At 71.2% G+C, this 21,164-nt stretch carries 18 protein-coding genes; 9 read left to right on the top strand and 9 right to left on the bottom strand.

The genetic code is table 11. The annotated features are described in order from the left end of the window. Positions 1-19 precede the first annotated feature (19 nt). Positions 20-2,074 (top strand): hydantoinase/oxoprolinase family protein, encoded by a 2,055-nt coding sequence (locus ABD067_RS03860; RefSeq protein ID WP_343893842.1) that lies wholly within the window; start codon positions 20-22, stop codon positions 2,072-2,074. A gap of 12 nt (positions 2,075-2,086) precedes the next feature. Next, the gene (locus tag ABD067_RS03855; protein WP_343893841.1) at positions 2,087-3,730 is read left to right on the top strand and encodes a hydantoinase B/oxoprolinase family protein; all 1,644 of its coding nucleotides are present in this window, start codon (positions 2,087-2,089) and stop codon (positions 3,728-3,730) included. Here ABD067_RS03855 and ABD067_RS03850 read toward each other — a convergent pair. Further along, positions 3,714-4,469, bottom strand: a complete 756-nt coding sequence (locus ABD067_RS03850; RefSeq protein WP_343893840.1) for an SDR family oxidoreductase — start codon at positions 4,467-4,469, stop codon at positions 3,714-3,716. The genes ABD067_RS03855 and ABD067_RS03850 overlap by 17 nt on opposite strands. Positions 4,470-4,485: 16 nt before the next feature. Continuing rightward, positions 4,486-5,529: a C-terminal binding protein gene (locus ABD067_RS03845; protein WP_343893839.1), complete on the bottom strand. Its 1,044-nt coding sequence runs from the start codon at positions 5,527-5,529 to the stop codon at positions 4,486-4,488. An 85-nt stretch (positions 5,530-5,614) separates the two neighbouring features. Between ABD067_RS03845 and ABD067_RS03840 the strand changes: the two genes are divergently transcribed. Then, the gene (locus ABD067_RS03840; RefSeq protein WP_343893838.1) at positions 5,615-6,376 is read left to right on the top strand and encodes an SDR family oxidoreductase; all 762 of its coding nucleotides are present in this window, start codon (positions 5,615-5,617) and stop codon (positions 6,374-6,376) included. 5 nt (positions 6,377-6,381) lie between these two features. On the opposite strand, the gene ABD067_RS03835 is transcribed toward ABD067_RS03840, so the two are convergent. Genes ABD067_RS03835 through ABD067_RS03815 form a run of 5 tightly spaced genes read right to left on the bottom strand, consistent with a single transcriptional unit; the run spans position 6,382 to position 12,358 of the window. After that, positions 6,382-7,296: a carbohydrate ABC transporter permease gene (locus tag ABD067_RS03835; protein WP_343893837.1), complete on the bottom strand. Its 915-nt coding sequence runs from the start codon at positions 7,294-7,296 to the stop codon at positions 6,382-6,384. Further along, the gene (locus tag ABD067_RS03830; RefSeq protein ID WP_343893836.1) at positions 7,289-8,245 is read right to left on the bottom strand and encodes a carbohydrate ABC transporter permease; all 957 of its coding nucleotides are present in this window, start codon (positions 8,243-8,245) and stop codon (positions 7,289-7,291) included. The genes ABD067_RS03835 and ABD067_RS03830 overlap by 8 nt, the downstream gene beginning before the upstream one ends. Before the next feature lie 30 nt (positions 8,246-8,275). Further along, positions 8,276-9,607 carry an ABC transporter substrate-binding protein gene (locus ABD067_RS03825; RefSeq protein ID WP_343893835.1) on the bottom strand — a complete coding sequence of 444 codons (1,332 nt, stop codon included), beginning with the start codon at positions 9,605-9,607 and terminating at the stop codon, positions 8,276-8,278. Positions 9,608-9,640: 33 nt separating this feature from the next. Next, entirely contained in the window at positions 9,641-10,696 is a 1,056-nt protein-coding gene (locus tag ABD067_RS03820; protein WP_343893834.1) for an ABC transporter ATP-binding protein, read from the bottom strand. A gap of 33 nt (positions 10,697-10,729) precedes the next feature. Further along, complete coding sequence (locus ABD067_RS03815) at positions 10,730-12,358, bottom strand: thiamine pyrophosphate-requiring protein (RefSeq protein ID WP_343893833.1); 1,629 nt, start codon at positions 12,356-12,358, stop codon at positions 10,730-10,732. Positions 12,359-12,555: 197 nt separating this feature from the next. Here ABD067_RS03815 and ABD067_RS03810 point away from each other — a divergent pair, with 197 nt between their 5' ends. From ABD067_RS03810 to era, 6 genes are all read left to right on the top strand, one after another. After that, positions 12,556-14,304 (top strand): acetolactate synthase catalytic subunit, encoded by a 1,749-nt coding sequence (locus ABD067_RS03810; RefSeq protein WP_343893832.1) that lies wholly within the window; start codon positions 12,556-12,558, stop codon positions 14,302-14,304. Position 14,305: 1 nt separating this feature from the next. Beyond that, positions 14,306-15,337 carry a zinc-dependent alcohol dehydrogenase gene (locus tag ABD067_RS03805; protein WP_343893831.1) on the top strand — a complete coding sequence of 344 codons (1,032 nt, stop codon included), beginning with the start codon at positions 14,306-14,308 and terminating at the stop codon, positions 15,335-15,337. Further along, positions 15,334-16,098, top strand: coding sequence for an SDR family oxidoreductase (locus ABD067_RS03800; RefSeq protein WP_343893830.1), 765 nt, complete (start codon positions 15,334-15,336; stop codon positions 16,096-16,098). The genes ABD067_RS03805 and ABD067_RS03800 overlap by 4 nt, the downstream gene beginning before the upstream one ends. Positions 16,099-16,230: 132 nt before the next feature. Beyond that, positions 16,231-16,968, top strand: a complete 738-nt coding sequence (gene lepB / locus ABD067_RS03795; protein ID WP_343894176.1) for a signal peptidase I — start codon at positions 16,231-16,233, stop codon at positions 16,966-16,968. Between the two features lie 64 nt (positions 16,969-17,032). After that, entirely contained in the window at positions 17,033-17,746 is a 714-nt protein-coding gene (gene rnc / locus ABD067_RS03790; RefSeq protein WP_343893828.1) for a ribonuclease III, read from the top strand. Continuing rightward, entirely contained in the window at positions 17,743-18,657 is a 915-nt protein-coding gene (gene era / locus ABD067_RS03785; RefSeq protein ID WP_343893827.1) for a GTPase Era, read from the top strand. The genes rnc and era overlap by 4 nt, the downstream gene beginning before the upstream one ends. Positions 18,658-18,669: 12 nt before the next feature. Here the strand turns inward: era and ABD067_RS03780 are convergent, their stop codons facing one another. Both ABD067_RS03780 and fabG read right to left on the bottom strand, forming a co-directional pair. Next, positions 18,670-20,439: a histidine kinase famiy protein gene (locus ABD067_RS03780; RefSeq protein WP_343893826.1), complete on the bottom strand. Its 1,770-nt coding sequence runs from the start codon at positions 20,437-20,439 to the stop codon at positions 18,670-18,672. Positions 20,440-20,574: 135 nt separating this feature from the next. Beyond that, the coding region (fabG, locus tag ABD067_RS03775) for a 3-oxoacyl-ACP reductase FabG (protein WP_343893825.1) at positions 20,575-21,164 on the bottom strand (590 nt) is incomplete at its 5' end.

Genomic DNA, 21,164 nt, shown 5'->3' with positions numbered 1-21,164 from the left:
CCCAGGATCGATCCCGGGTATGAACAAGTCCCGGCTCGTTCGCGTATCGGTTGATGTCGGTGGAACCTTCACCGATTTGCAGGTGTTCGATTCCCGTGCCGGCGCGGTGCGGGCCTGGAAAACGCCGACCACGGCGGATGACCCGTCGCGCGGCCTCATGGCCGGGGTGGCCGAAGCCGCGGAGCGCTTCGGCTTTGCCCTGGCTGATGTCGGCCTGCTGCTGCACGGCACCACCATCGCCACCAACGCCGTCCTGGAGCGGCGCCTCCCCCGCGGCGCATTGTTGACCACGGCCGGCTTCGAGGACGTGCTGGAGATCACCCGCCACGTCCGGCGCGAGCTGTACCAGCTCGACCCCGACCCCTTCCCGGTGCTGGTGCCGCGGGACCTGCGCTTCGGCGTGCCGGAGCGGATGCGGGCGGACGGCACGGCGGAACTGCCGCTGGACGAAGCGGCGGTGCCCGCCCTCGTCCAGCGGTTGGGGGAGGCGCGCGTGGAGGCGGTCGCGGTGTGTCTGCTGCACGCCTACGCCAACCCGGCGCACGAACGGCGGCTCAAGGCGCTGATCGCGGAGGCGATGCCGGACGTGCCGGTGTCTTTGTCGAGCGAGGTGAGCCCGGAGTTGCGCGAATACGAGCGCTCCTCGACCACCGTGCTCAACGCCCTCCTGATGCCGGTGGTGCGCGCCTACCTCGACCGGTTGCGGTCGCGCTTGGGCGAGGGCGGGTTCGACCCGGCGGTGTTCCTGGTGCAGTCGAACGGCGGCGTGTGCGGACCGGCGGTCGCGGCCGAGCAGCCGGCGCGGCTGCTGCTGTCCGGCCCTTCCGGCGGGACGTTGGCCGCGGCGCGGATCGCCGGGCTGCTGGGACGCCCGAACCTGGTCGCGGTGGACATGGGCGGCACCAGCTTCGATGTGTCGGTGGTGCAGGACGGGAGGGTGAGCGTGGTCACGCAGGGCGAAGTGGACCGCCTGCCGGTGCGGCTGCCCATGGTGGAGATGCGGACCATCGGCTCCGGCGGCGGCTCCGTCGCGTCGGTCGACTCCGGCGGACGCCTGACCGTCGGGCCGCGCAGCGCGGGCGCGCATCCCGGGCCGGTGGCCTACGGGCGCGGCGGCGCGGAGCCCACCGTGACGGACGCCAACCTCGTGCTGAACCGCCTCGACCCGGAGTATTTCCTGGGCGGCGCCATGCGGCTGGACATCGAGGCTGCGCGGCAGGCGGTGGCGGCGCGCGTCGGCGACGCGTTGGGCTTGCCGGTGGAGCGGGCGGCGCAGGGCATCCTGACGGTGACGAACGCGGCGCTGGGCGCCGCCGTGCGCCTGTCGCTGTTCGAGAAGGGGCTCGACCCGCGGGATTTCGCCCTGCTCTCCTTCGGCGGCGCGGGCGGGTTGCACGCGACGGAGGTGGCGGCGGAGATGGGCATAGGCGAGGTGGTCTTCCCCCGCGAGCCCGGGACGCTCTCCGCCTACGGCATCCTGTTCGGCGACATCGCGCGGGACTTCGCCCGGTCGCGCGTGCTGCCGGCGGAGCACGGGAGCGTGGCTGAGATCACCGCGCTGCTGGGCGAACTGCGCGCTGCGGCGGAAGCGGCGCTGGAAAGCGACGGCGTGGAGGCGGCGCCCCGCCGCTTCGAGGCGGCGGCCGACATGCGGTATCGGGGGCAAGCCTTCGAACTGCTTGTGCCGTGGGACGGGGCGCCCTGCACAGGCGAGGCCGGGTTGGAGGCGCTGGTCGCGCGCTTCCACGCCGTGCACAAGAAACGGTTCAGCTATTCGGAGCCGGACGGCGCCGTGGAGATCGTCACCTTGCGGGTCAAGGCGGTCGGGCTGCTGCCGAAGCCGGACGACGCGCCCCCGGCCCCGGCGGCGCGCCCCGCCCTCAAAGGGCACCGCCGCGTCTTCGACGGGGAAGGCTGGCGCGACCTGCCGATCTGGGACCGCGACGCGCTGGCGCCGGTCGACAGCATCGAAGGGCCGGCCATCGTGGAAGAGCCTTTCGCCACGCACTTCATCGGGGCCGGGTGGACGGCGCGCCTCGGCGCGGCCGGCGCCCTGGTCGCCCGCCGCGGTTAGGAGGGAACGCGCGTGCCGTCGCTCGGGCCCATCGAGATCGAGGTGATCCGCAACGCCCTCACCGCCGCGGCGGCGGAGATGGACGCGACCGTCTGGCGCACCAGCCGCAGCACCATCGTGCGGGAGCTGCTGGACTACTCGACGGCGGTGTTCGATGCCGACGGGAACAACTTGGCGCAGTCGGCGCGCATCCCCAGCCACCTGAACAGCATGTCGCACCTGCTGCGCGAGCTGCTGGAGCGGCACGTGGACCCGGCGCGGTGGGGGCCGGAGGACGTGGTGGTCACCAACGACCCGTACTGCGGCGGGCAGCACCTGCCGGACATCGTGGCCTTCAAGCCGGTGTTCCACGACGGCGAGCGCCTCGCCTTCGTCGGCACGCTCTGCCACCACATCGACGTGGGCGGGCTCGCGGCCGGCAGCTACGCCGCCAAGGCCATCGAGATCTTCCAAGAAGGGCTGCGCATCCCGCCGGTGAAGCTCATCGAGGACGGCCGCCGGAACGAGGGCGTCTGGGCGATGATCCTCCAGAACGTGCGCAAACCGGACCTGCTGGCGGGCGACCTCCAGAGCCAGATCGCCAGCCTGGAGGTCGGCGCCGCGGCGCTGCGGCGGCTGGCGGGGCGGTACGGCGCCGCTGAAATGGTCGAGGCCGGCGCCCGCATCCTCGACATGAGCGAGGCGGCGATGCGGAGCGCCATCTCGCGGATGCCGGACGGCACCTACGAGTTCGAGGACTTCCTGGACGACGACGGCGTGGACCTCGGCGAGCCGATCAGGCTGCACGTGGCCCTCACCGTGGCCGGCGACGCGATCGCGGTGGACCTGTCCGGCTGCTCGCCTCAGGCGAGGGGGCCGGTGAACGCGACGCTCGCCAGCAGCAACGCCGCGGTGATGTTCGCCGTGATGTGCGCCTGCGACGAGCCCTTCGCCCCCAACGCCGGCTGCTACCGCCCGATCCGCACGGTCGCGCCGGAGGGGACGGTGGTGAATGCGCGCCATCCCGCGCCTGTGGCGCACCGCATCGCCGCGACCCACCGGCTGCTGAACGCCATGTTCGGCGCGCTGCACCAAGCCGTGCCGGACCGCATCCCGGCGGCCTACTACGGAAACTCCTACGTCTGCACCTTCCAGACCGTGGCCGAGGACGGGCGGCGGGACGTGCTGGTGGAAATCGAGATCGGCGGCTCTGGCGGCCACCCGGCGAAGGACGGCGTCAACGCCTTCGCCAGCGGGATGCACAACAACAGCAACATCCCGGTCGAGATGATCGAGAGCCAGACGCCGCTGACGATCACGCGCTACGGCCTGCTGCCGGACTCCGCCGGCGCCGGCCGGCACCGGGGCGGGCTGGGCCTGGTGCGGGAGTGGCGCGTGGACAGCCCGGAGTGCTTTTTCACCGCCAACATGGACCGCTTTGTCCACGCGCCCTACGGATTGGCGGGCGGCCTGCCGGCGGCTGTGGGGCGGCTGGTCCTCGTCAGGGACGGCCAGGAAAGCGGCCTGCCGTCCAAGGCCGACAACGTGCCGCTGCGGAAGGGCGACCGCGTCCGGCTGGAGACCTCGGGCGGCGGCGGCTTCGGCGACCCTGCGATGAGGGCCGCCGAGGCCGTCGAGCGCGACCTGGCGCTGGGCTACGTCACCCGCGGCCGATGAAGGGCATCTTCGTCGCCATCACGGTGACGAACTGGATGTTCGCGTCGAGCGGCATGTTGGCCATGGTGACGATGGTGTTGCCCACATGCGCCACGTCCATGGTCGGCTCCACCTCGATGGAGCCATTGGCCTGCTTGACGCCCTGCTGCATGCGCTTGGTCATGGGCGTGGCGGCATTGCCGATGTCGATCTGGCCGCAGCAGATGTCGTACTTCCGCCCATCGAGCGAGACGGATTTGGTCAGGCCGGTGATGGCGTGCTTGGTGGAGGTGTAGGGCGCCGAGTCCGGCCGCGGCACGTGCGCCGAGATGGAGCCGTTGTTGACGATGCGCCCGCCCTGCGGCTGCTGCTCCTTCATCATCCGGAACGCGGCCTGGGCGCAGAGGAAGGAGCCGGTGAGGTTCACCTGGACCACGCGCGCCCAGTCCTCGTAGGCGAGGTCCTCGAAAGGCGTGCCGGGGACGTTGCCGCCGGCGTTGTTGAACAGGAAATCAAGGCGCTTGAAGCGGTCGCGCACCGTGGCGAACAGCGCCTCCACGGCCTTGGGGTCGCCCACGTCAGTCGGAACGGCCAGGGCGCGCGCCTTGGCGTCGCCGCCGGCCATGCCGATCGTCTCCTCCAGCGCGTCGGCGCGCCGGCCGGCGAGCGCCACCGTCCACCCGTCGGCGAGGAGGGCGAGGGTCGCGGCCCGGCCGACGCCGGAGCCGGCGCCGGTGACGACGGCGATCTTGCTGGGCATGGTTCCGCTCCTCCTCCTAGCTGTTCGGCCCGCGGCCCATGCCGATGGGCTGCCAGCGCTGAAGCGTGGTGGATTGCAGGACCGCGGGGTTCACGCAACTCATCGGCCACTTGCCGGAGAGCACCAGCGCCATCTCGTGCCCGGCCCGGCGCTTCCGCGCCTCGTCGAACCGCGCGGAGGCGGAGGCCACGTGGGCTGTCAACGTGACGTTCTGCATGCTGAGCAGCGGGTTGTTGTGAGAGGGCGGCTCCGTCTCCAGCACGTCCAGCGCGGCGTGGGCGATCCAGCCTTCCTGCAACGCCTTGATGAGCGCCGCCTCGTCCACCGTCGGCCCGCGGCCGGTGTTGATGAAGACGGCGCTCGGCTTCATCTGCCGGAAGTGCTGCTCCTTGACCATGTGGTGGACCTCCGGCCGCGCGGGGGCGTGCATGGACACGAAATCCGACTGGGTCAGCACCTCGGAGAGCGTGGCCGGCTGCACCCCGTGCTCGGACAGCAGCATCTCCTCCACGAAGGGGTCGTAGGCCACCATGCGCAGGCCGAAGGGCGCCGCCCGCCTCGCCACCGCGCGCGCGACCCGGCCGAAGGAGATGAAGCCGAGGGTCTGGCCCATGAGGCGCGGGATCGTCAGCAGCGCCGGCCGGCCCTCGCGCCAGCGGCCGTCGCGGGCCATCCGGTCCTGCTCGACCAGGCGCCGGAAGCCCGCGAGCAGCAGGCACATGGCGTGGTCCGCCACCTCCTCGATGAAGGTGTCCGGCACGTTCGTCACCGGGATGCCGCGCGCCGTGGCCGCCTTCACGTCCACCGAGTCCACGCCGACGCTGGCGAGGGCGATGACGCGGCACTTCTCCAGCGAATCGATGATACCTTTGGTGATCGCAATGCCCTTGGCGTAGATCGCGTCGGCGTCGCGGGCGGCGGCGATGAAGCCAGCCTCGTCCATCGGCGCCTCGGCGATCTCGGCATCCAGGCCCTCCAAGGCCTCGCTCTCGTAGGCATAACCGCCGCCATGGACCGAGAAGCTCGCGCCGGCCGGCGTGACGATCTTGAAGCGCGCCATGCGTCCCTCATCCTCCCCTGGTCATGGTGGCAACGGCCCGGGCCGCTGGTAGGCTCGGCGTCCCCTGGATCGGGAGGAGCGTGCCATGGACAATCTGCGGGGCAAGATCGCCTGGGTCACGGGCGCGGGCAGCGGCATCGGCGAGAGCGCCGCGCTCAAGCTGGTGGAGGCCGGGGTCGTCGTGGTGCTCACCGGGCGGCGAGAAGCGCCGCTGGCCGAGGTTGCCGGGCGCATCCGCACCACGGGCGGCACCGCCCATGTGCGCCCCGCCGACCTGGCGAAGGCCGACCAGGTGCGCGCCGTGGCCGAGTGGATCGGCGAGGAGCTCGGCGGCCTCGACATCCTGGTCAGCAACGCCGGCGGCAACATCACCGACCGCTCTTGGAGCCGCTTGACGCCGGCCGGGGTGGACGAGTTGATCGCCAACAACCTGGCATCCGCCTTCTACTGCGCGCAGGCGGTGCTGCCGATCATGCGCGCCCAGGGCGGCGGGGTGATGATCCACACCGCCTCCATGGCCGGCCGCAACATCGGGCCGATGAGCGGGCCGGGCTACGTCGCGGCCAAGCACGGCGTGGTGGCGATGAGCCACAGCATCAATGTCGAGGAGTGCGCCAACGGCATCCGGAGCTGCGCCCTGCTGCCCGGCGAGGTGAACACGCCGATCCTCAAGAAGCGGCCCAACCCGCTGAGCCAGGAAGACCTCGACCGGATGCTCCAGCCCGAGGACGTGGGCGACATGATCCGGCACATCGCCTCCCTGCCGCCGCATGTCTGCGTGAACGAGATCTGGCTCACGCCGACCTGGAACCGCGGCTACATCGCCCAGCAGAAGCAACGCCTGTAGCCCCGCTACTCCTTCACCGCGCCGGTGAGCGACGACACGTAGTAGTCCACGAAGAACGAGTAGAAGATCGCCACCGGCAGGGAGCCGAGCAGCGATCCCGCCATCAGCGCGCCCCACTGGTACACGTCGCCCGAGACCAGTTCGGTCAGGATGGCGACGGGCACCGTCTTGCTTTCGCTGCTTTGGATGAAGGCGAGGGCGTAGATGAACTCGTTCCAGGAGAGCGTGAAGGAGAAGATGCCGGCCGAGATCAGGCCTGGCACCGCGAGCGGCAGGGTGATCTGCGTCAGGATCTGGAGCCTCGTCGCCCCGTCGATCAGCGCGCACTCCTCCAGCTCGTAGGGGATGGATTTGAAGTAGCCGATCAGCAGCCAAGTGCAGAACGGCACCAGGAAGGTCGGGTAAACCAGGATCAGCGCCAGCGGGCTGTCGAACAGCCCGAGCTGGAACACCATGGTCGCCAGCGGGATGAATAGGATGGAGGGCGGCACGAGGTAGGCGAGGTAGATCGCCAGGCCCACGTACTGGCTGCCCTTGAAGCGCAGACGCTGGATCGCGTAGGCAGCGAGCGTGCTGGAGAACAGGGACAGCACGGTCGCGCACACCGCCACCGTCATGGTGGTGAACACCCAGCGCGGGTAGGACGTTTCGAACAGCAGCTTGCGGATGTGGTCCAGCGTGGGCGAGTCGATCCAGAACGGGTTGTAGGTCTTGAAGTCGTAAAGCTCCGCGTTCGGTTTGAACGAGGTGACCGCCATCCAGTAGAACGGGAAAAGCAGGATCAGCACGAAGCAGGCGAGGGGGACGTACACCGTCACCACCCGCCGTGCCCGGCTGTCCCAGGACATCTGCTCCGGCGCGACGGTGGCGGTGTTCGCCGCTGCCGGCCGGGCTTCCGCGGTAGCCACGGCTTCAGTCATTGCCCTCTCCTTGCTGCCACTTCCGCCGCGCCAGCGCGAAGTAGCTGAACAGCGTGGCGAAGACGAGGAACGGGATCATGGACACGGCGATGGCCGCGCCCTCGCCCAACTGCCCGCCGGGGATGCCGCGTTGGAAGGCGAGCGTCGCCAGGAGGTGCGTGGAATTCACCGGCCCGCCGCGGGTGATGGCGTAGACGAGCTGGAAGTCGGTGAAGGTGAAGATGATCGAGAAGGTCATCACGATCGCCAGGATCGGCAGCAGCAGCGGGAAGGTGATGAACCGGAACCGCTGCCAAGCGGTGGACCCGTCCAGCAGCGCCGCCTCGTAGAGCGAGGGCGAGATGGTCTGCAGCCCCGCGAGCAGCGAGATCGCCACGAAGGGGATGCCGCGCCAGATGTTGGCCGCGATGAGCGACCACCGCGCCGGCCAAGCCGAGCCCAGGAAGTCGATGTAGCCGTCCAGCCAACCGAGCTTGTCCACGAGCAGGTAGGATATGATCGAGAACTGCGGGTCGTAGATCCACCAGAAGGCGATGGCCGACAGCACGGTCGGCACGATCCAGGGCAGCAGGATGATGGCGCGCAGCAGGCTCTTGAACGGCAGGTGGTTGTTCAGGAGCAGCGCCAACCACAGCCCGAGCCCGAACTTACCGACCGTGGCCACCGCCGTGTAGAACACGCTGTAGAACACCGCGCTCCAGAACAGCGGGTCCTCCAACAGGTACTCGAAGTTCTCCAGGCCCACCCACTGCCCGCCGCGGCCGATGGTGGTGTCGGTGAAGGCGAGCCAGATGCCGAGGCCCAGCGGGTAGGTCAGGAACACCAGCAGCAGCCCCGCCGCCGGCAGCATGCACATGAAGACCAGGAACGGCTTCCAGTCGAACAGGCGCATGAGCCAGTTCGGCTGCGGGCGGACGTGCGTCCAGTCCGTTGCTGCTGTGACCGACATGCCGCCGTTCCCCGTCCCTGCGCGCCCCGGTCAGCGGAAGTAGCGCCGCGCCCTGCGTTCGGCCTCGCGCGCCGCGGCCTCGGGCGTCGCCTGCCCGGCGGCGACGGAGGCGTACATCTGCACCAGGACGTACTCCGCCGCGACCGTGCCGGAGGCCTGGGTGATCGGCCCCTTGTAGCCGCTCCAGAATGGGTGGTTCATGCCCTCCCGGAACACCTTCAGCTTGGGGTCGGAATCCCACACCGCGCTCTGCCCGTAGGCCTTGAGCGGGTGCGACCAGTAGCCGAGGCAGCCTGTCAGCCAGCGGTCGTACTGCTTGGCCTCCATCATGAACGCGATGTACTGCTTCGCCGCGTTCGGGAAGCGCGTGTGGCGCATCACCATGGCGTTGAGGATCGTGGCCGTCTGCGGCACCCCTTGGGCGCGGCCGCGGGGCAGGGGCGCGTGGTCGGTGTCGTCGGCGATGGCGCGCGTCGCCGGGTCGTTCTTCATGGCGAAGTAGAGCGACACGCCGTTCGGCGTCAGCCAGCACTCCTGCGAGGCGTAGGCCCGGTTGTTGGACGGGTCGAGCCAGGAAAGTGTGCCGGGCGCGAAGGTTGGGTACAGCTCCTTGAGGTAGCCGAGCGCCTCCACCGTCTCCTTGCTGTTGATGGCGACCTTGCCGTCCTCGTCCACCAGGTACGCGCCGTGCGACCAAGTGAGCCAGTTGGCCGTGCCGTTGCCGTCGCCCACCGCGTTGCCGAGGGCGAAGCCGGCGGGCTTGTTGTTCTTCTTGAGCGCTTGGCAGAGGCGGAGGAAGCCGGCGTGGTCCTCCGGGATGCCGTCGAACCCGGCCTCCTTCACCGCCGAGATGCGGTAGACCACCGGGCCGGTGGAGCCGCCGAGCGGTATGCTGATCCAGTTGTTGGTGCGGGCGCGCTTGCCGAACTTCTCGCCGAGGAACATCCAGCCGCCGTACTTCTTGCCAAGGTACTCGGCGATGTCGGAGACCTCGACCACCTTGTCGGCGTAGATGTGCGGGTCGTCCGCCCAGCCCACGACGACGTCCGGGCCGGCGCCGGTGTTCGCCGTCACGGCGGTCTGCGAGCGGATGTCCTCCCAGCCCACGAAGTCCACGCGGACCTGCACGCCGGTGTTCTGGGTGAACTTGGCCGTGTTCTCGCGGAAGATGACCTCGTCGGGCTCGACGAAGCGGGTGGGCCGGATGACGCGCAAGGTCGCGCCGCTCTCGACCGGCAGGCGCGGCATCTCGACGTTCGCGGCCTGTATCCGCTGCGCCGCGGCTTCGCCGCCCGCCGCGGCCGCCGCCAGCGCGCCCGCGCCGATGCCAAGCGCCCCGCGCCGGGTGATGATGTGCGCCATCGTCCTCGCCCTCCCTGCCTTGCCTGCCGTCGTTCAGATGCGTTTGCCGGTGGCCCCGTCGAATAGGTGCGCCAGCCCCGGCTCCGGCGAGATCGGCAGCGCGTCCCCCGGCCGCGCGGAAACGCGCTCGCGGAACGCGCCGATCAGCGTCGCCTCGCCGACCCGCATGAGCACCTGGGTTTCGGACCCCGTCGGCTCCACCACCTGCACCGTCGCGCGTATGCCCTCCGGTTCGAGGCGGAGGTGCTCCGGGCGGATGCCGTACACCGCGTCGCCCTCGGGCAGCGCCCGCCCGTTGGCGGGCGGCAGCGGCCATTGCGTGCCGTCCTCCGTGCGGAAGGCGTTGCCGCTGATCCGCCCGCGCAGCATGTTCATGGCCGGCGAGCCGATGAAGCCCGCGACGAAAAGGTTGGCGGGGCGGTCGTACAGCTCCAGCGGCGGCCCCGCCTGCTCGACGTTGCCGCCGTTCATCACCACGATCTTGTCGGCCATGGTCATGGCCTCGATCTGGTCGTGGGTGACGTAGACGGTCGTGACCTTGAGCCGCTGGTGCAGCTCCTTGATCTCGGCGCGCATCTGCACCCGCAGCTTGGCGTCGAGGTTGGAAAGGGGCTCGTCGAACAGGAAGACCTGCGGGTTGCGCACGATGGCGCGGCCCATCGCCACGCGCTGGCGCTGCCCGCCCGAGAGCTGGCGCGGGTAGCGGTGCAGCAGCTCCTCCAGGCCGAGGATGCGGGCGGCGCGCATCACCTCGCGGTCCGCCGCTTCCTTGGGCGCCTTGGCCAGCTTCATGGAGAAGCCCATGTTCTGGGCCACCGTCATGTGCGGGTAGAGCGCGTAGTTCTGGAACACCATGGCGATGTCCCGGTCCTTCGGCGGCACGTTGTTCACCACCCGGCCGCTGATCGCGATCTCGCCGCTGGTGATGTTCTCCAGCCCCGCCAGCATGCGGAGCAGGGTGGACTTGCCGCAGCCCGACGGCCCGACGAGCACCACGAACTCGCCGTCCGAGATGTCCACGCTGACGCCGTGCAGCACCTCGAAGCCGCCGAACGCCTTCCGAACGTCGCGGATGTCGACCGTCGCCATTTGCCCTCCCTGATCTTCGGCCCGGTCGTCTGGTCAGAGCCTGGAGACCGCGGTCTCCTTCGACGTGATGAACTCCAGCAGGGCGGGCACGCCCTCCCGCGTCTTCTCGACGCCGCGCCGGATCGCGGGCACGACCTCCTCCGGCCGCGTCACCCGCTCGCCGTAGCCTCCGAAGGCGCGGGCCATGGCGGCGTAGTCGCCGGAGATGTCCGTGCTGCGGTACTTCTCCGTGCTGATCGGCATGACCTTGAGCTCGATGGCCATGGAGAAGTTGTTCAGCAGGATGGACAGGATCGGGATGCGCTCGCGCACCGCCGTCTCGAAGTCCATGCCCGTGAAGCCGATGGCGGCGTCGCCCCAGACGTTGATGCAGAGCTTGTCCGGCGCCGCCAGCTTGGCGCCCATGGCCAACCCCAGCCCATAGCCTAGCTGGGTCGTCTTGCCCCAACCGAGGTAGCTGAGCGGCGTCGTGGATTTCCAGAACGGCGAGAGCTGGTCGCGCGGGCTGCCGGCGTCGTGGGTGATGATGGTGTTGTCGCGGTCCACCGTGTGCTGGAGGTCCCACAGGACGCGGTAGGGGTTGAGCGGTGCGTCGTCGGAAGAGAGCTTCGGCATCCACTCGGCCAGCCAAGGCTCGTGGTGGGCCTGTATTTCCGCCGCCACCTTCGACGGGTCGCGCGACGACCGCACCGTCCCGGCCAGCTCCGCCAGCAGCGCGTCCAGGGTCAAGCCGGCGTCGCCCAGCAAGCCGATCTCCACCCGCACGTCCTTGTTGAGGTGCATCGGGTCGAGCGTCGCGTGGATGAAGCGCGCCCCGTTCGGCATCTTCACGCCGAAGTTGGTCTCGGTGAAGCTGCACCCGATGCCGAACACCACGTCCGCGTTGTCCAGGAAGTGCCGCACCGGCTTGGCGACGGCGAGGCCGCCGGAGCCGAGGGAGAGCGGGTGCGTTTCCGGGAAGCTGCTCTTGCCGCCGAGGCTGGTCGTCACCGGCGCGGCCAACAGCTCCGCCAGTCGCCGCAGTTGCGGCCAAGCCCGCGCCCAATGCACGCCGGTGCCTGCGTAGATCACCGGCCGCTTGGCGCCCGCCAGCAACGCCGCCGCGCGCTTCACGTCGGCCGGGTCGGGGGCGGAGCGCGCGGTCAGCACCGGCTCGTAGTCGAGCGGCCCCGGCAGCTCTTCCGTCCACATGTCGGACGGCACCTCCACCAGCACCGGCCCGCCGCGGCCGTTCCGGAGCCGCGTGAAGGCCCGCCGCATGATGTTCGGCACCTCCGCGGCCGAGGTGATCGGCTCGGCGGACTTGGTGATCCCGCGCATCTGCACGGTGGAATTGTAGTTCGGGTCCACGTGGGCGAGGCGCCGCGGGTAGCCCATGGGCACAACCAGCACCGGCACCGACTCGCCGTAGCACTGCGCCACGCCGCCGTAGGCGTTCTCCGCGCCCGGGCCGTGCTGCATGCAGAAGGCGCCGATCTTGCGGCCGGCGGTGACGCGGGAGATCGCATCCGCCATGTGCAGGCCGATCCGCTCCTGCCGCACCATCACCGGCCGGATGTCCTTGGCGGCCGCGTGCTCGATGAGGTGGTTCACGGGGTAGCCGCAGAGGATCTCGACGCCCTCGCGCTTCATTATCTCAGCGATGGCTTCGCCGACCTTCATGCACGCCTCCCACCCGCCGGCGTTCCGCGCGCCGTCGGCGACGGCGCTGCCCTACGTTCGGCGCGCCACGTTTCCCTTGCCGGAAGCCTAGGCATCGTTTCCGAAGCAATGCAACCGGCCCCGGTCCGGTGCCGCCCGGCTTGACGGGCGCGTGCGCAGGGCGATTGCTTGCCGCCAAAGGGAGGAGAGAAGAAGCCATGCCGGATACCCCCGCCGCCGCGAACGCGACCGTGGCGCTCCGGCTGGCGGAGGCGTTCGCCCGCCACGGCGTGTCGGTCACCTTTGGCCAGAGCCTGCCCTCGGCCTTCCACTTGGCGGCGCCGCACGTCGGCATCGACCAGAAGGTGTACCGCCAGGAGAACGCGGGCGGAGCCATGGCGGACGGCTACGCCCGCGTCTCGCGCAAGGTGGGCGTGGTCACGGCGCAGAACGGCCCGGCCGCGACGCTGTTGGTGCCGCCGCTGGCCGAGGCGCTGAAGGCGTCCGTCCCGGTGCTCGCGCTGGTGCAGGAGGTGACGCGCGACGCCTTCGACCGCAACGCCTTCCAGGAGCTGGACCACCTCCGCATGTTCGAGCCGGTGGCGAAGTGGGTGCGCCGCCTGGACCGCGCCGACCGGCTCGACGACTACGTGGACATGGCCTTCACCGCCGCTGCGTCGGGGCGTCCCGGCCCGGCGGTGCTGCTGGTGCCAGCCGACCTGCTGACCGAAGCGGCGCCGCCGGCCTCGTCCCTGCTGCGCTCCCGCAGCCTCAACCTGGGCCGCATCCCGCTCGACCGCTGCGTCGCCGACCCCGCCGCGGTGGCCGCCGCGGCCGAGGCGCTGGCCGCGGCGCGGCGCCCTTTGGTGGTCGCCGGCGGCGGCGTCCACTTGTCCGGCGCCGCGCCGGAACTCGCCGCGCTCCAAGAGGCGGCGCACCTGCCCGTCGGCACCACGGTCATGGGCAAAGGCGCGGTGGACGAGGGACACCCGCTCTCCCTCGGCGTCGTCGGCTACGTCATGGGGCTGGGCGCCCGCGCCCACGCGCTGCGGCCGATGGTGGAGGGCGCCGACCTCGTGCTGCTGGTGGGCAACCGCACCAACCAGAACGGCACGGACAGCTGGAAGCTGTTCGGCCCGGAGACGCGCTTCATCCACCTCGACGCCGACCCGATGGAGGTGGGCCGCAACTACGAAGCGCAGCACCGCTTGGTGGGCGACGCCAAGCTCACCCTCGCGGCCCTGGCGACGGCGATGCGCGACCAGGACCTCCGGATGCGCGCCGCCGCCCGGACGGCGGTCGAGCGGGAGATCGCCGCCGCGGTCGCGGGGTGGCGCGACACCATCGCCGGCGTCACCACGGGCGACGCCGGGCCCTGCCGGCCGGAGCGCGTCATGGCCGAACTGGACCGGCTCCTCGCGCCGGACGACATCGTAGTGGCCGACGCCTCCTATGCCTCCATCTGGGTGGCGAACTACCTGACCGCGAAGCGCGCCGGCCAGCGCTTCCTCACCCCGCGCGGCATCGCCGGCCTGGGCTGGGGCCTGCCGATGGCGATCGGCGCCCGGATCGCGGCGGACGAGGCCGGCTCGGGCGCGCGCGTGGTCTGCCTTTGCGGGGACGGCGGCTTCGCCCATTCCTGGGCGGAGCTGGAAACGCTGCGGCGGCTGGAGCTGCCGGTCACGCTGCTGGTCCTGAACAACGGCATCCTCGGCTACCAGAAGCACGCGGAGGAGGTGCGGTTCGGCGAGCACACCAAGGCGGTGAACTTCGCCGCCGTGGACCACGCCGCCATCGCGCGCGCCTGCGGGGTGGAGGGAGTCACGGTGGCGGACGGCGCCGGCATCGCCCCCGCGCTCCGCGCCGCCCTGGACGCGCGGCGGCCGGTATTGCTCGACCTGATGACCGACCCGGACGCCAAGCCGCCCATCTCGGCCTTCGCCGGGCACTACCCGGAGCCCTTCTGACGTGCTCGCGCTCAGCAAGGCGGCGCCCGGCTTCGGCCTCTCGCTCGACGAGGTCCCGCCGGCCCACCCGCCCGGCCCGGGCGAGGTGGTCGTGGCGGTGGAGGCGGTCGGCATCTGCGGCAGCGACGTCCACGCCTACGAGTGGACGGAGGGCTACGGCTTCATGGCCCCGCACCTGCCCGTGGTCATGGGCCACGAGTTCGCCGGCCGCGTGTCCCGCCCCGGCACGGGCAGCGGCTTCGAGGCGGGCGCGCGCGTCTGCGTCATCCCCTTCGTCTCCTGCGGCGCCTGCCCGGAATGCCGCGCCGGGGAGGCGCGCGACTGCTCCCGGCGCGAAACCATCGGCCTGACCCGCGCCGGCGGCTTCGCCCGCGAGGTGCGGGTGCCGGCGCGGTGCTGCGTCCCGCTGCCGGACAACGTGGACAGCGAGGTCGGCGCGCTCGCCGAACCGCTCGGCGTGGCCTTGGAAGCGGTGCTGACCGTCGGCGTCGGCGTGGGCGACACCGTGCTCGTCCTCGGCCCCGGCACCATCGGCCAGGGCGTCGCCCTGATGGCGCGGCTGGCCGGCGCCGCGCGGGTGCTGGTGGCCGGCCGCGCGGACGAGCCGCGCTTCGCCGTGCTGCGCGCCCTCGGCTTCGACGCGCTGCTGGACGTGGCCGAGGCGCCCCTGGCGGACCAGGCGATGGCGCTGACCGGCGGCCGGCGCGTGGACGCGGTGATCGAAGCCACCGGCGTCCCGGCCAGCGTCAACGATGGCTTGGCGGTGCTGAAGCGCGGCGGCGTCCTCGTCGCCGCCGGCATCCACGCCGCGCCGCTCACGCTGCCGCTGACCGACTTCGTCCGGATGCGCCATCAGCTCCGCGCCAGCCATGGCGCGGCGCGGAGCACCTGGACGCGGGTGCTGGCGCACCTCGCCCGCGACCCGGAAGCCTTCCGGCCGATGATCACCCATCGTCTGCCGCTGTCGCGCGGCCTCGAAGGCTTCGAATTGGCGCGGCAGCGCGCCGCCAGCAAGGTGATGCTCGCGCCATGAGCGACGCGCGGCGGAGCCGGGTCGCGCTCGTCACCGGCGCCGCCCGCGGCATCGGCGCCGCCATCGCCGCCCGCCTCGCGGCCGAGGGCCATCCCGTGGTCCTGGCCGACGTGCTGGACGAGGTGGAAGCCACCGCCACCGTCCTGCGCGCCGCCGGGCACGAGGCCCGCGCCATCCGCCTGGACGTATCCGACGAGGATGCCGTTGCCGGCCTGCCCGGCCTGCTGGGCGACTGGTGGGACCGGCTCGGCGTTCTGGTGAACAACGCCGGCATCTCGCCCAAGGCCGAGGGCCGGGCGCGGCGCGTGCGCGACACGCCGGCGGAAGAATGGCGGTGGGTGCTGGAGGTGAACCTCACCGGCGCCTTCCTCGCCTCGCGCGCCTGCATCCCGCCCATGGCGGCGCGGCGCTGGGGGCGGATCATCATGATCGCCAGCCAAGCGGCCCGGACCAAGAGCCGCATCGCCGGCGCCCATTACGCCGCGTCCAAGAGCGGCCTGCTCGGCCTCGCCCGCAGCCTGGCGGTGGAACTCGGGCCGGAGGGCATCACCGCCAACAGCGTGGCCCCGGGGCGGATCGACACGCCCATGGCGCGGGCCGCCGCTCCCGGCGCCGACGCCGCGTTCCTCGCCGACACGCCGCTCGGCCGCGCCGGGAGCCCGGAGGAGGTGGCGGCCGTGGTGGCCTTCCTGGCCTCCGATGACGCCTCCTACCTCAACGGCGCCATCCTGGACGTGGGCGGCGGCAGCTTCATGCCCTGAGCGCGGCGGCCGGATCGGACCGCTTCCTTGACTAACCGAGGCCCCCCAGGCTTCATCCCGCTGCCCGGCCGGCCGCGCTCCGCCGCCTTTTCCGGCGCGTCAGCAGAGAAAGCCCCGACCGTGAGCAACTCCATGGCGAAGAAGAACACCGGCGGTTGGGCCGAGAGCATCAAGACCGTCGTCTACGCCGGCCTGATCGCCATCGGCATCCGCACCGTCGCCTTCGAGCCGTTCAACATACCTTCCGGCAGCATGATCCCGACCCTGCTGGTGGGCGACTACCTCTTCGTCTCCAAGTATTCCTACGGCTACTCCCGCTATTCCATGCCCTTCGCGCCGAACCTGTTCGAGGGGCGCGTCTTCGGCGCGGTGCCCAAGCGCGGCGACGTGGCGGTGTTCCGCCTCCCGCGCGACCCCAGCCAGGATTACATCAAGCGCATGATCGGCCTGCCCGGCGACCGCGTGCAGGTGCGCAACGGCATCCTCCACATCAACGGCGTGGCGGTGGAGCGCAAGCCGCTCGGCCCCTACACCGTGGATGGCGACGGGCCGCGGATGACCGTCCGCCACTACCGCGAAACCCTTCCCAACGGCGTGTCCCACGGCATCCTGGAAATGTCGGACGACATGCGGCTCGACAACACGCCGGAGTTCCGCGTGCCCGAAGGCCACGTCTTCGCCATGGGCGACAACCGGGACAACAGCCAGGACAGCCGGGAGCCTGGAGCGGTGGGATTCATCCCGCTGGAGAACCTGGTCGGCCGGGCGGAATTCATCTTCTTCTCCTGGGACGGCTCGGCGGCGTGGTGGCAGGTGTGGGCGTGGCCCTTCGCCATCCGCTGGGGCCGCATCTTCGACGGGGTGCGCTAGCCTGCGATCGTCCCGGGCGGGACGCCCGGGGCTCGGATCACCGGCCCAGATTGGTCAGGACGCGATGGCGAGGAACCGGCCCGAAGAAACGATCGCTCCCCCCGACCTCGACGCCTTGGCCGAGCGCCTGGGGCTCCGCTTCGCCCGGCCGGAGCTGCTGCTCCAGGCGATGACCCACCGCTCCGCCGCCGACCCGCGCCGCGGCCAACTCGACTCCAACGAGCGGCTGGAGTTCATCGGCGACCGCGTGCTCGGCCTCTTGATGGCGGAATGGCTGATCGAACGCTTCCCGGAGGAGAGGGAAGGCGCGCTGGGGCGCCGCTTCGGCGCGCTGGTCGCCTGGGACACCTTGGCGTCGGTGGCGGAAGCGCTCGACCTCGGCCCGGCGCTCGTGGTGCCGCCCGGCGAAGGGAGGACGGGCTTGACCGCCCGGCGCAACGTGCTGGCCGACGCGTTGGAGGCCCTGCTCGGCGCGCTCTACCTCGACGGCGGGCTCGACGCGGCCCGACCTTTCCTGCGCCGCGCCTTCGCGCCGTTGCTGGAAGCGGAAAGCCGCCCCCACGCCCCGGCCAAGAGCCGCTTGCAGGAGTGGTTGCAAGGCCGCGGCTTGGCCTTGCCGGAATACCGCACCGTCTCCACCTCCGGCCCGGCGCACCAGCCGGTTTTCGTCGTGGCCGTGTCCGCCATGGGGCGCGAGGCGGAGGGCGTGGGCGACACGCGCCGCGCCGCGGAGCAGGCCGCGGCGGAGGCTTGGCTGGCGGAGGTGGAACGGCGGTGAGCGGCGGCGATGAGGCGAGCGCGACGCGGTGCGGCTTGGTGGCCGTCGTGGGCGCGCCGAACGCGGGCAAGTCCACGCTGGTCAACGCGCTCGCGGGCGCCAAGGTGACGATCGTCTCGCCCAAGCCGCAGACCACGCGCTTCCGCATCCGCGCCGTGGTGATGCGCGGCGCGGCGCAGATCGTGCTCGTGGACACGCCGGGCATCTTCGCCCCGCGCCGCCGGCTCGACCGCGCCATGGTCGCCGCCGCCTGGGGCGGGGCCCAGGACGCGGACCTCACGCTCCTCATCGTCGACAGCCGCGCCGGCCTGACCGATCCCGTGCGGGCCATCCTCGGCCGGCTGGCCAAGGGCAAGAACCGCGTCTGGCTGGCGCTCAACAAGGTCGACCTCATCCCCCCGCAGCGCCTGCTGCCGCTAACCGCGGAGATCAACGCGCTGCTGCCGCTGGAGGAGACGTTCATGGTCTCGGCGCAGACCGGCAGCGGCCTGGACCGCCTGCTCGACCGCTTGGCCGAAGCGGTGCCGCCGGGGCCGTTCCTGTTCCCGAAAGACGAGCTTTCCGACCTGCCGAACCGGATGCTGGTGGCCGAGATCGTGCGCGAGCAGATCCTCCGCCTCACGCACGAGGAGGTGCCGCACCACGCCACCGTCGAAACCGAGAACTGGGAAGAGCGCAAGGACGGCAGCGTGCGCGTGGACTGCACTGTCTACGTCGGCCGCGCCACCCAGAAGGCGATCCTGATCGGCGACGGGGGGGCGCGCATCAAGGCCATCGGCAGCCGCGCGCGGCGCGAGCTGGAGGCGCTCCTGGAGCGGCGCGTCCACCTGTTCCTCAACGTCAAGGACCGGCCCGGCTGGGACGAGGAGCGCGGCCGGCTGCGGGCGTTGGGCCTGGAGGACATGGGTTAGCCGCCGCGCGGCTCAGCCCTCGTGGCGCGGCCCCGCGTACCCGTCCGTGGCGGGCGCGCGGCGGCCGGCGCCGTGCGCCCTGGAGTTGAGGGCGGCGCGGATGCGGTCGGCGAGCTGGGCGCGGCTGTAGGGCTTGCCGAGCACGTCCGAAGAGGTGAGGGCGGGGCCGTCGGCCACCATCTGCTCGTTGTAGCCCGTGGTGAGCACGACCGGCACGCCGGGCTTGCGCGCGCGCACCCTGTCGGCCAGCACCACGCCGTTCACGCCGCCCGGCATGACGATGTCGGAGAACACGAGGTCCACGCCGTCGGCCTCGCGCTCGAACACCTCCAGGCCCTCGTCGCCGTTGCGCGCGGTGAGCACGCGGTAGCCGAGGCCCTCCAGGTGCTCCCGCGCCAACGCCAGCACGTCCTCGCTGTCCTCCACGACCAGGATCGTCTCGGCCGAACCGCGCGGGTCCTCGCGCCGGGGCGTGTCGGAGTCGGCGGGCCGGCGATGGGTCGGCGCGGCCCCTTCGACGGCGGTCGGGAAGATCATGCGGATGGTGGTGCCGCGGCCCATCTCGCTCTCCACCTCCAAGCGGCCCATCGATTGCTGGACGAAGCCGTGGACCATGGCGAGGCCGAGGCCGGTGCCCTTGCCCTGCGGCTTGGTGGTGAAGAACGGCTCCGTCGCCCGCTCCAAGACATGCGGCGGCATCCCCTCGCCCTGGTCGGCGACGGAGAGCACCGCGTACTCGCCCGCGGGGAGGCCGAGCCGTTCCGCCCCGCCGTTCTCCAGGCGCAAGGCGGAGGTGCCGATCGTCACCGTGCCGCCCTTCGGCATGGCGTCGCGCGCGTTGATGAGCACGTTCAGCAGCGCCATCTCCAGGTGGACCCGGTCCACCGAGCAGGCCGGCACGCGCCGCTTGAGGCTGAATTCCAGTTCGATGGCCGGACCGGCCGTGCTCTCGAGCATGTCGCCGAACTCGAGGACGAGGTCGTTGAGGCTCGTCGGCTTCGGGTCGAGCATCGTCTTGCGGGCGAAGGCCAGGAGCTGCTTGGTGAGCCTCGATCCGCGCTCGGCGGCGCCGGCGGCGGCGTCCGCGTAGCGCAGCAGCTTCGGCTCCGTCAGCTTGGCCGCCAGGAGTTCGAGGTTACCAGCCACCACCTGCAAAAGGTTGTTGAAGTCGTGCGCGAGGCCGGCGGTGAGCTGGCCGATGGACTCCATCTTCTGCGCTTGGCGGAATGCCTGCTCCGAGGAGCGCCGTCGCGTGATGTCGAGCTGGCTGGCGAAGAAGTAGAGCAACTCGTCGTCGGGGCCGAACACCGGCGCGATGTACACGGCGTTCCAGAACGGGGTGCCGTCCCGCTTGTAGTTCAGGAGCTCCACCGAGACCGCGCGCCTTTCGGCGACGGCGTCCCGCAGTTCCTGGACGTGCCTGGGATCGGTCCCCGCGCCCTGGAGGAAGCGGCAGTTGCGGCCGACGATCTCCTCGGTGCTGTAACCAGTGAGGTCCAAGAACGCGTTGTTGGCAAAGGCGATCGGGTTGTCGCGCGTGTTCGGGTCGGTGAGGATCATCGGCATGCGCGTCATCTCGATCGCTGCGAAGAACACGCTCCCGCGGTCTTCGAGACCCGGCTCGCTGATGGTGCTCCGTTGCCAGTGGTGCAGACCCGGCCCCCCGGTCGGGCTGAACGACGGCGATTCGTGCTCGCCGTTCGAAGGCACGCCGCTGCTTTGGTGGAGGCCGGGCGGGTGGGCGCCGTGGGGCTTGCCGTCAGAAGTTACGCTTCGCGACATCCGTCGTCCCACCTCCGGTTTCATCCAAGCTTGCTGACACGCGGATTCCGCTGGTCATTCCGGTACAACCCATGTGGCGGTCCGGGTTCCATTCGGAAGCGTTCGGGGAACGCTCTTTTCGTTTCGTGCGACCGGTCAAGCCATGCCGCCATTTATGGAAACGACCTGTCCGGAGATGTAGCCGGCCCGGTCCGACGCCAGAAAGCCGACTAGGTCCGCTACTTCGTCCGGCCTGCCGGCGCGGCGGACGGGCACGATGCGGGCGATCTGCTCGCGCGTCATCGCCGCGTCCACGGCGGGGCTCTCGATGATGCCGGGCGCGACCGCGTTGGCGGTGACGCCGCGCGACGCGTATTCGAGCGACACCGACTTCACCGCGCCGATGAGGCCCGCCTTCGCCGCCGCGTAATTGGCCTGCCCGCGGTTCCCCATGACGCCCGACACCGAGGAGATGGCGACCACGCGGCCCCAGCGCGTGCCGATCATCGGCAGCAGCAGCGGGCGCAGCACGGCGTAGAAGCCGGTCAGCGACACCTCCACCACGCCGCGCCACTGCTCCTCGCTCATGCCGGCGAGCGGCGCGTCCTCGTGCGTGCCGGCGTTGTGGACCACGGCCTGGATCGGGCCGGCTTCGAGCAGCGTCCCGAGCGCGGCGGCGGTCGCGGGCACGTCGGTGACGTCGAAGGCGACCGCCGCAGCCTCGCCGCCCGCGTCGCGGATGGAGG

The organism is Craurococcus roseus, from assembly GCF_039523795.1.
Classification (GTDB): Bacteria; Pseudomonadota; Alphaproteobacteria; order Acetobacterales; family Acetobacteraceae; genus Craurococcus; species Craurococcus roseus.
Note: the sequence above shows the minus strand (reverse complement) of the source record. Positions and strands in the feature narration are given on the sequence as shown.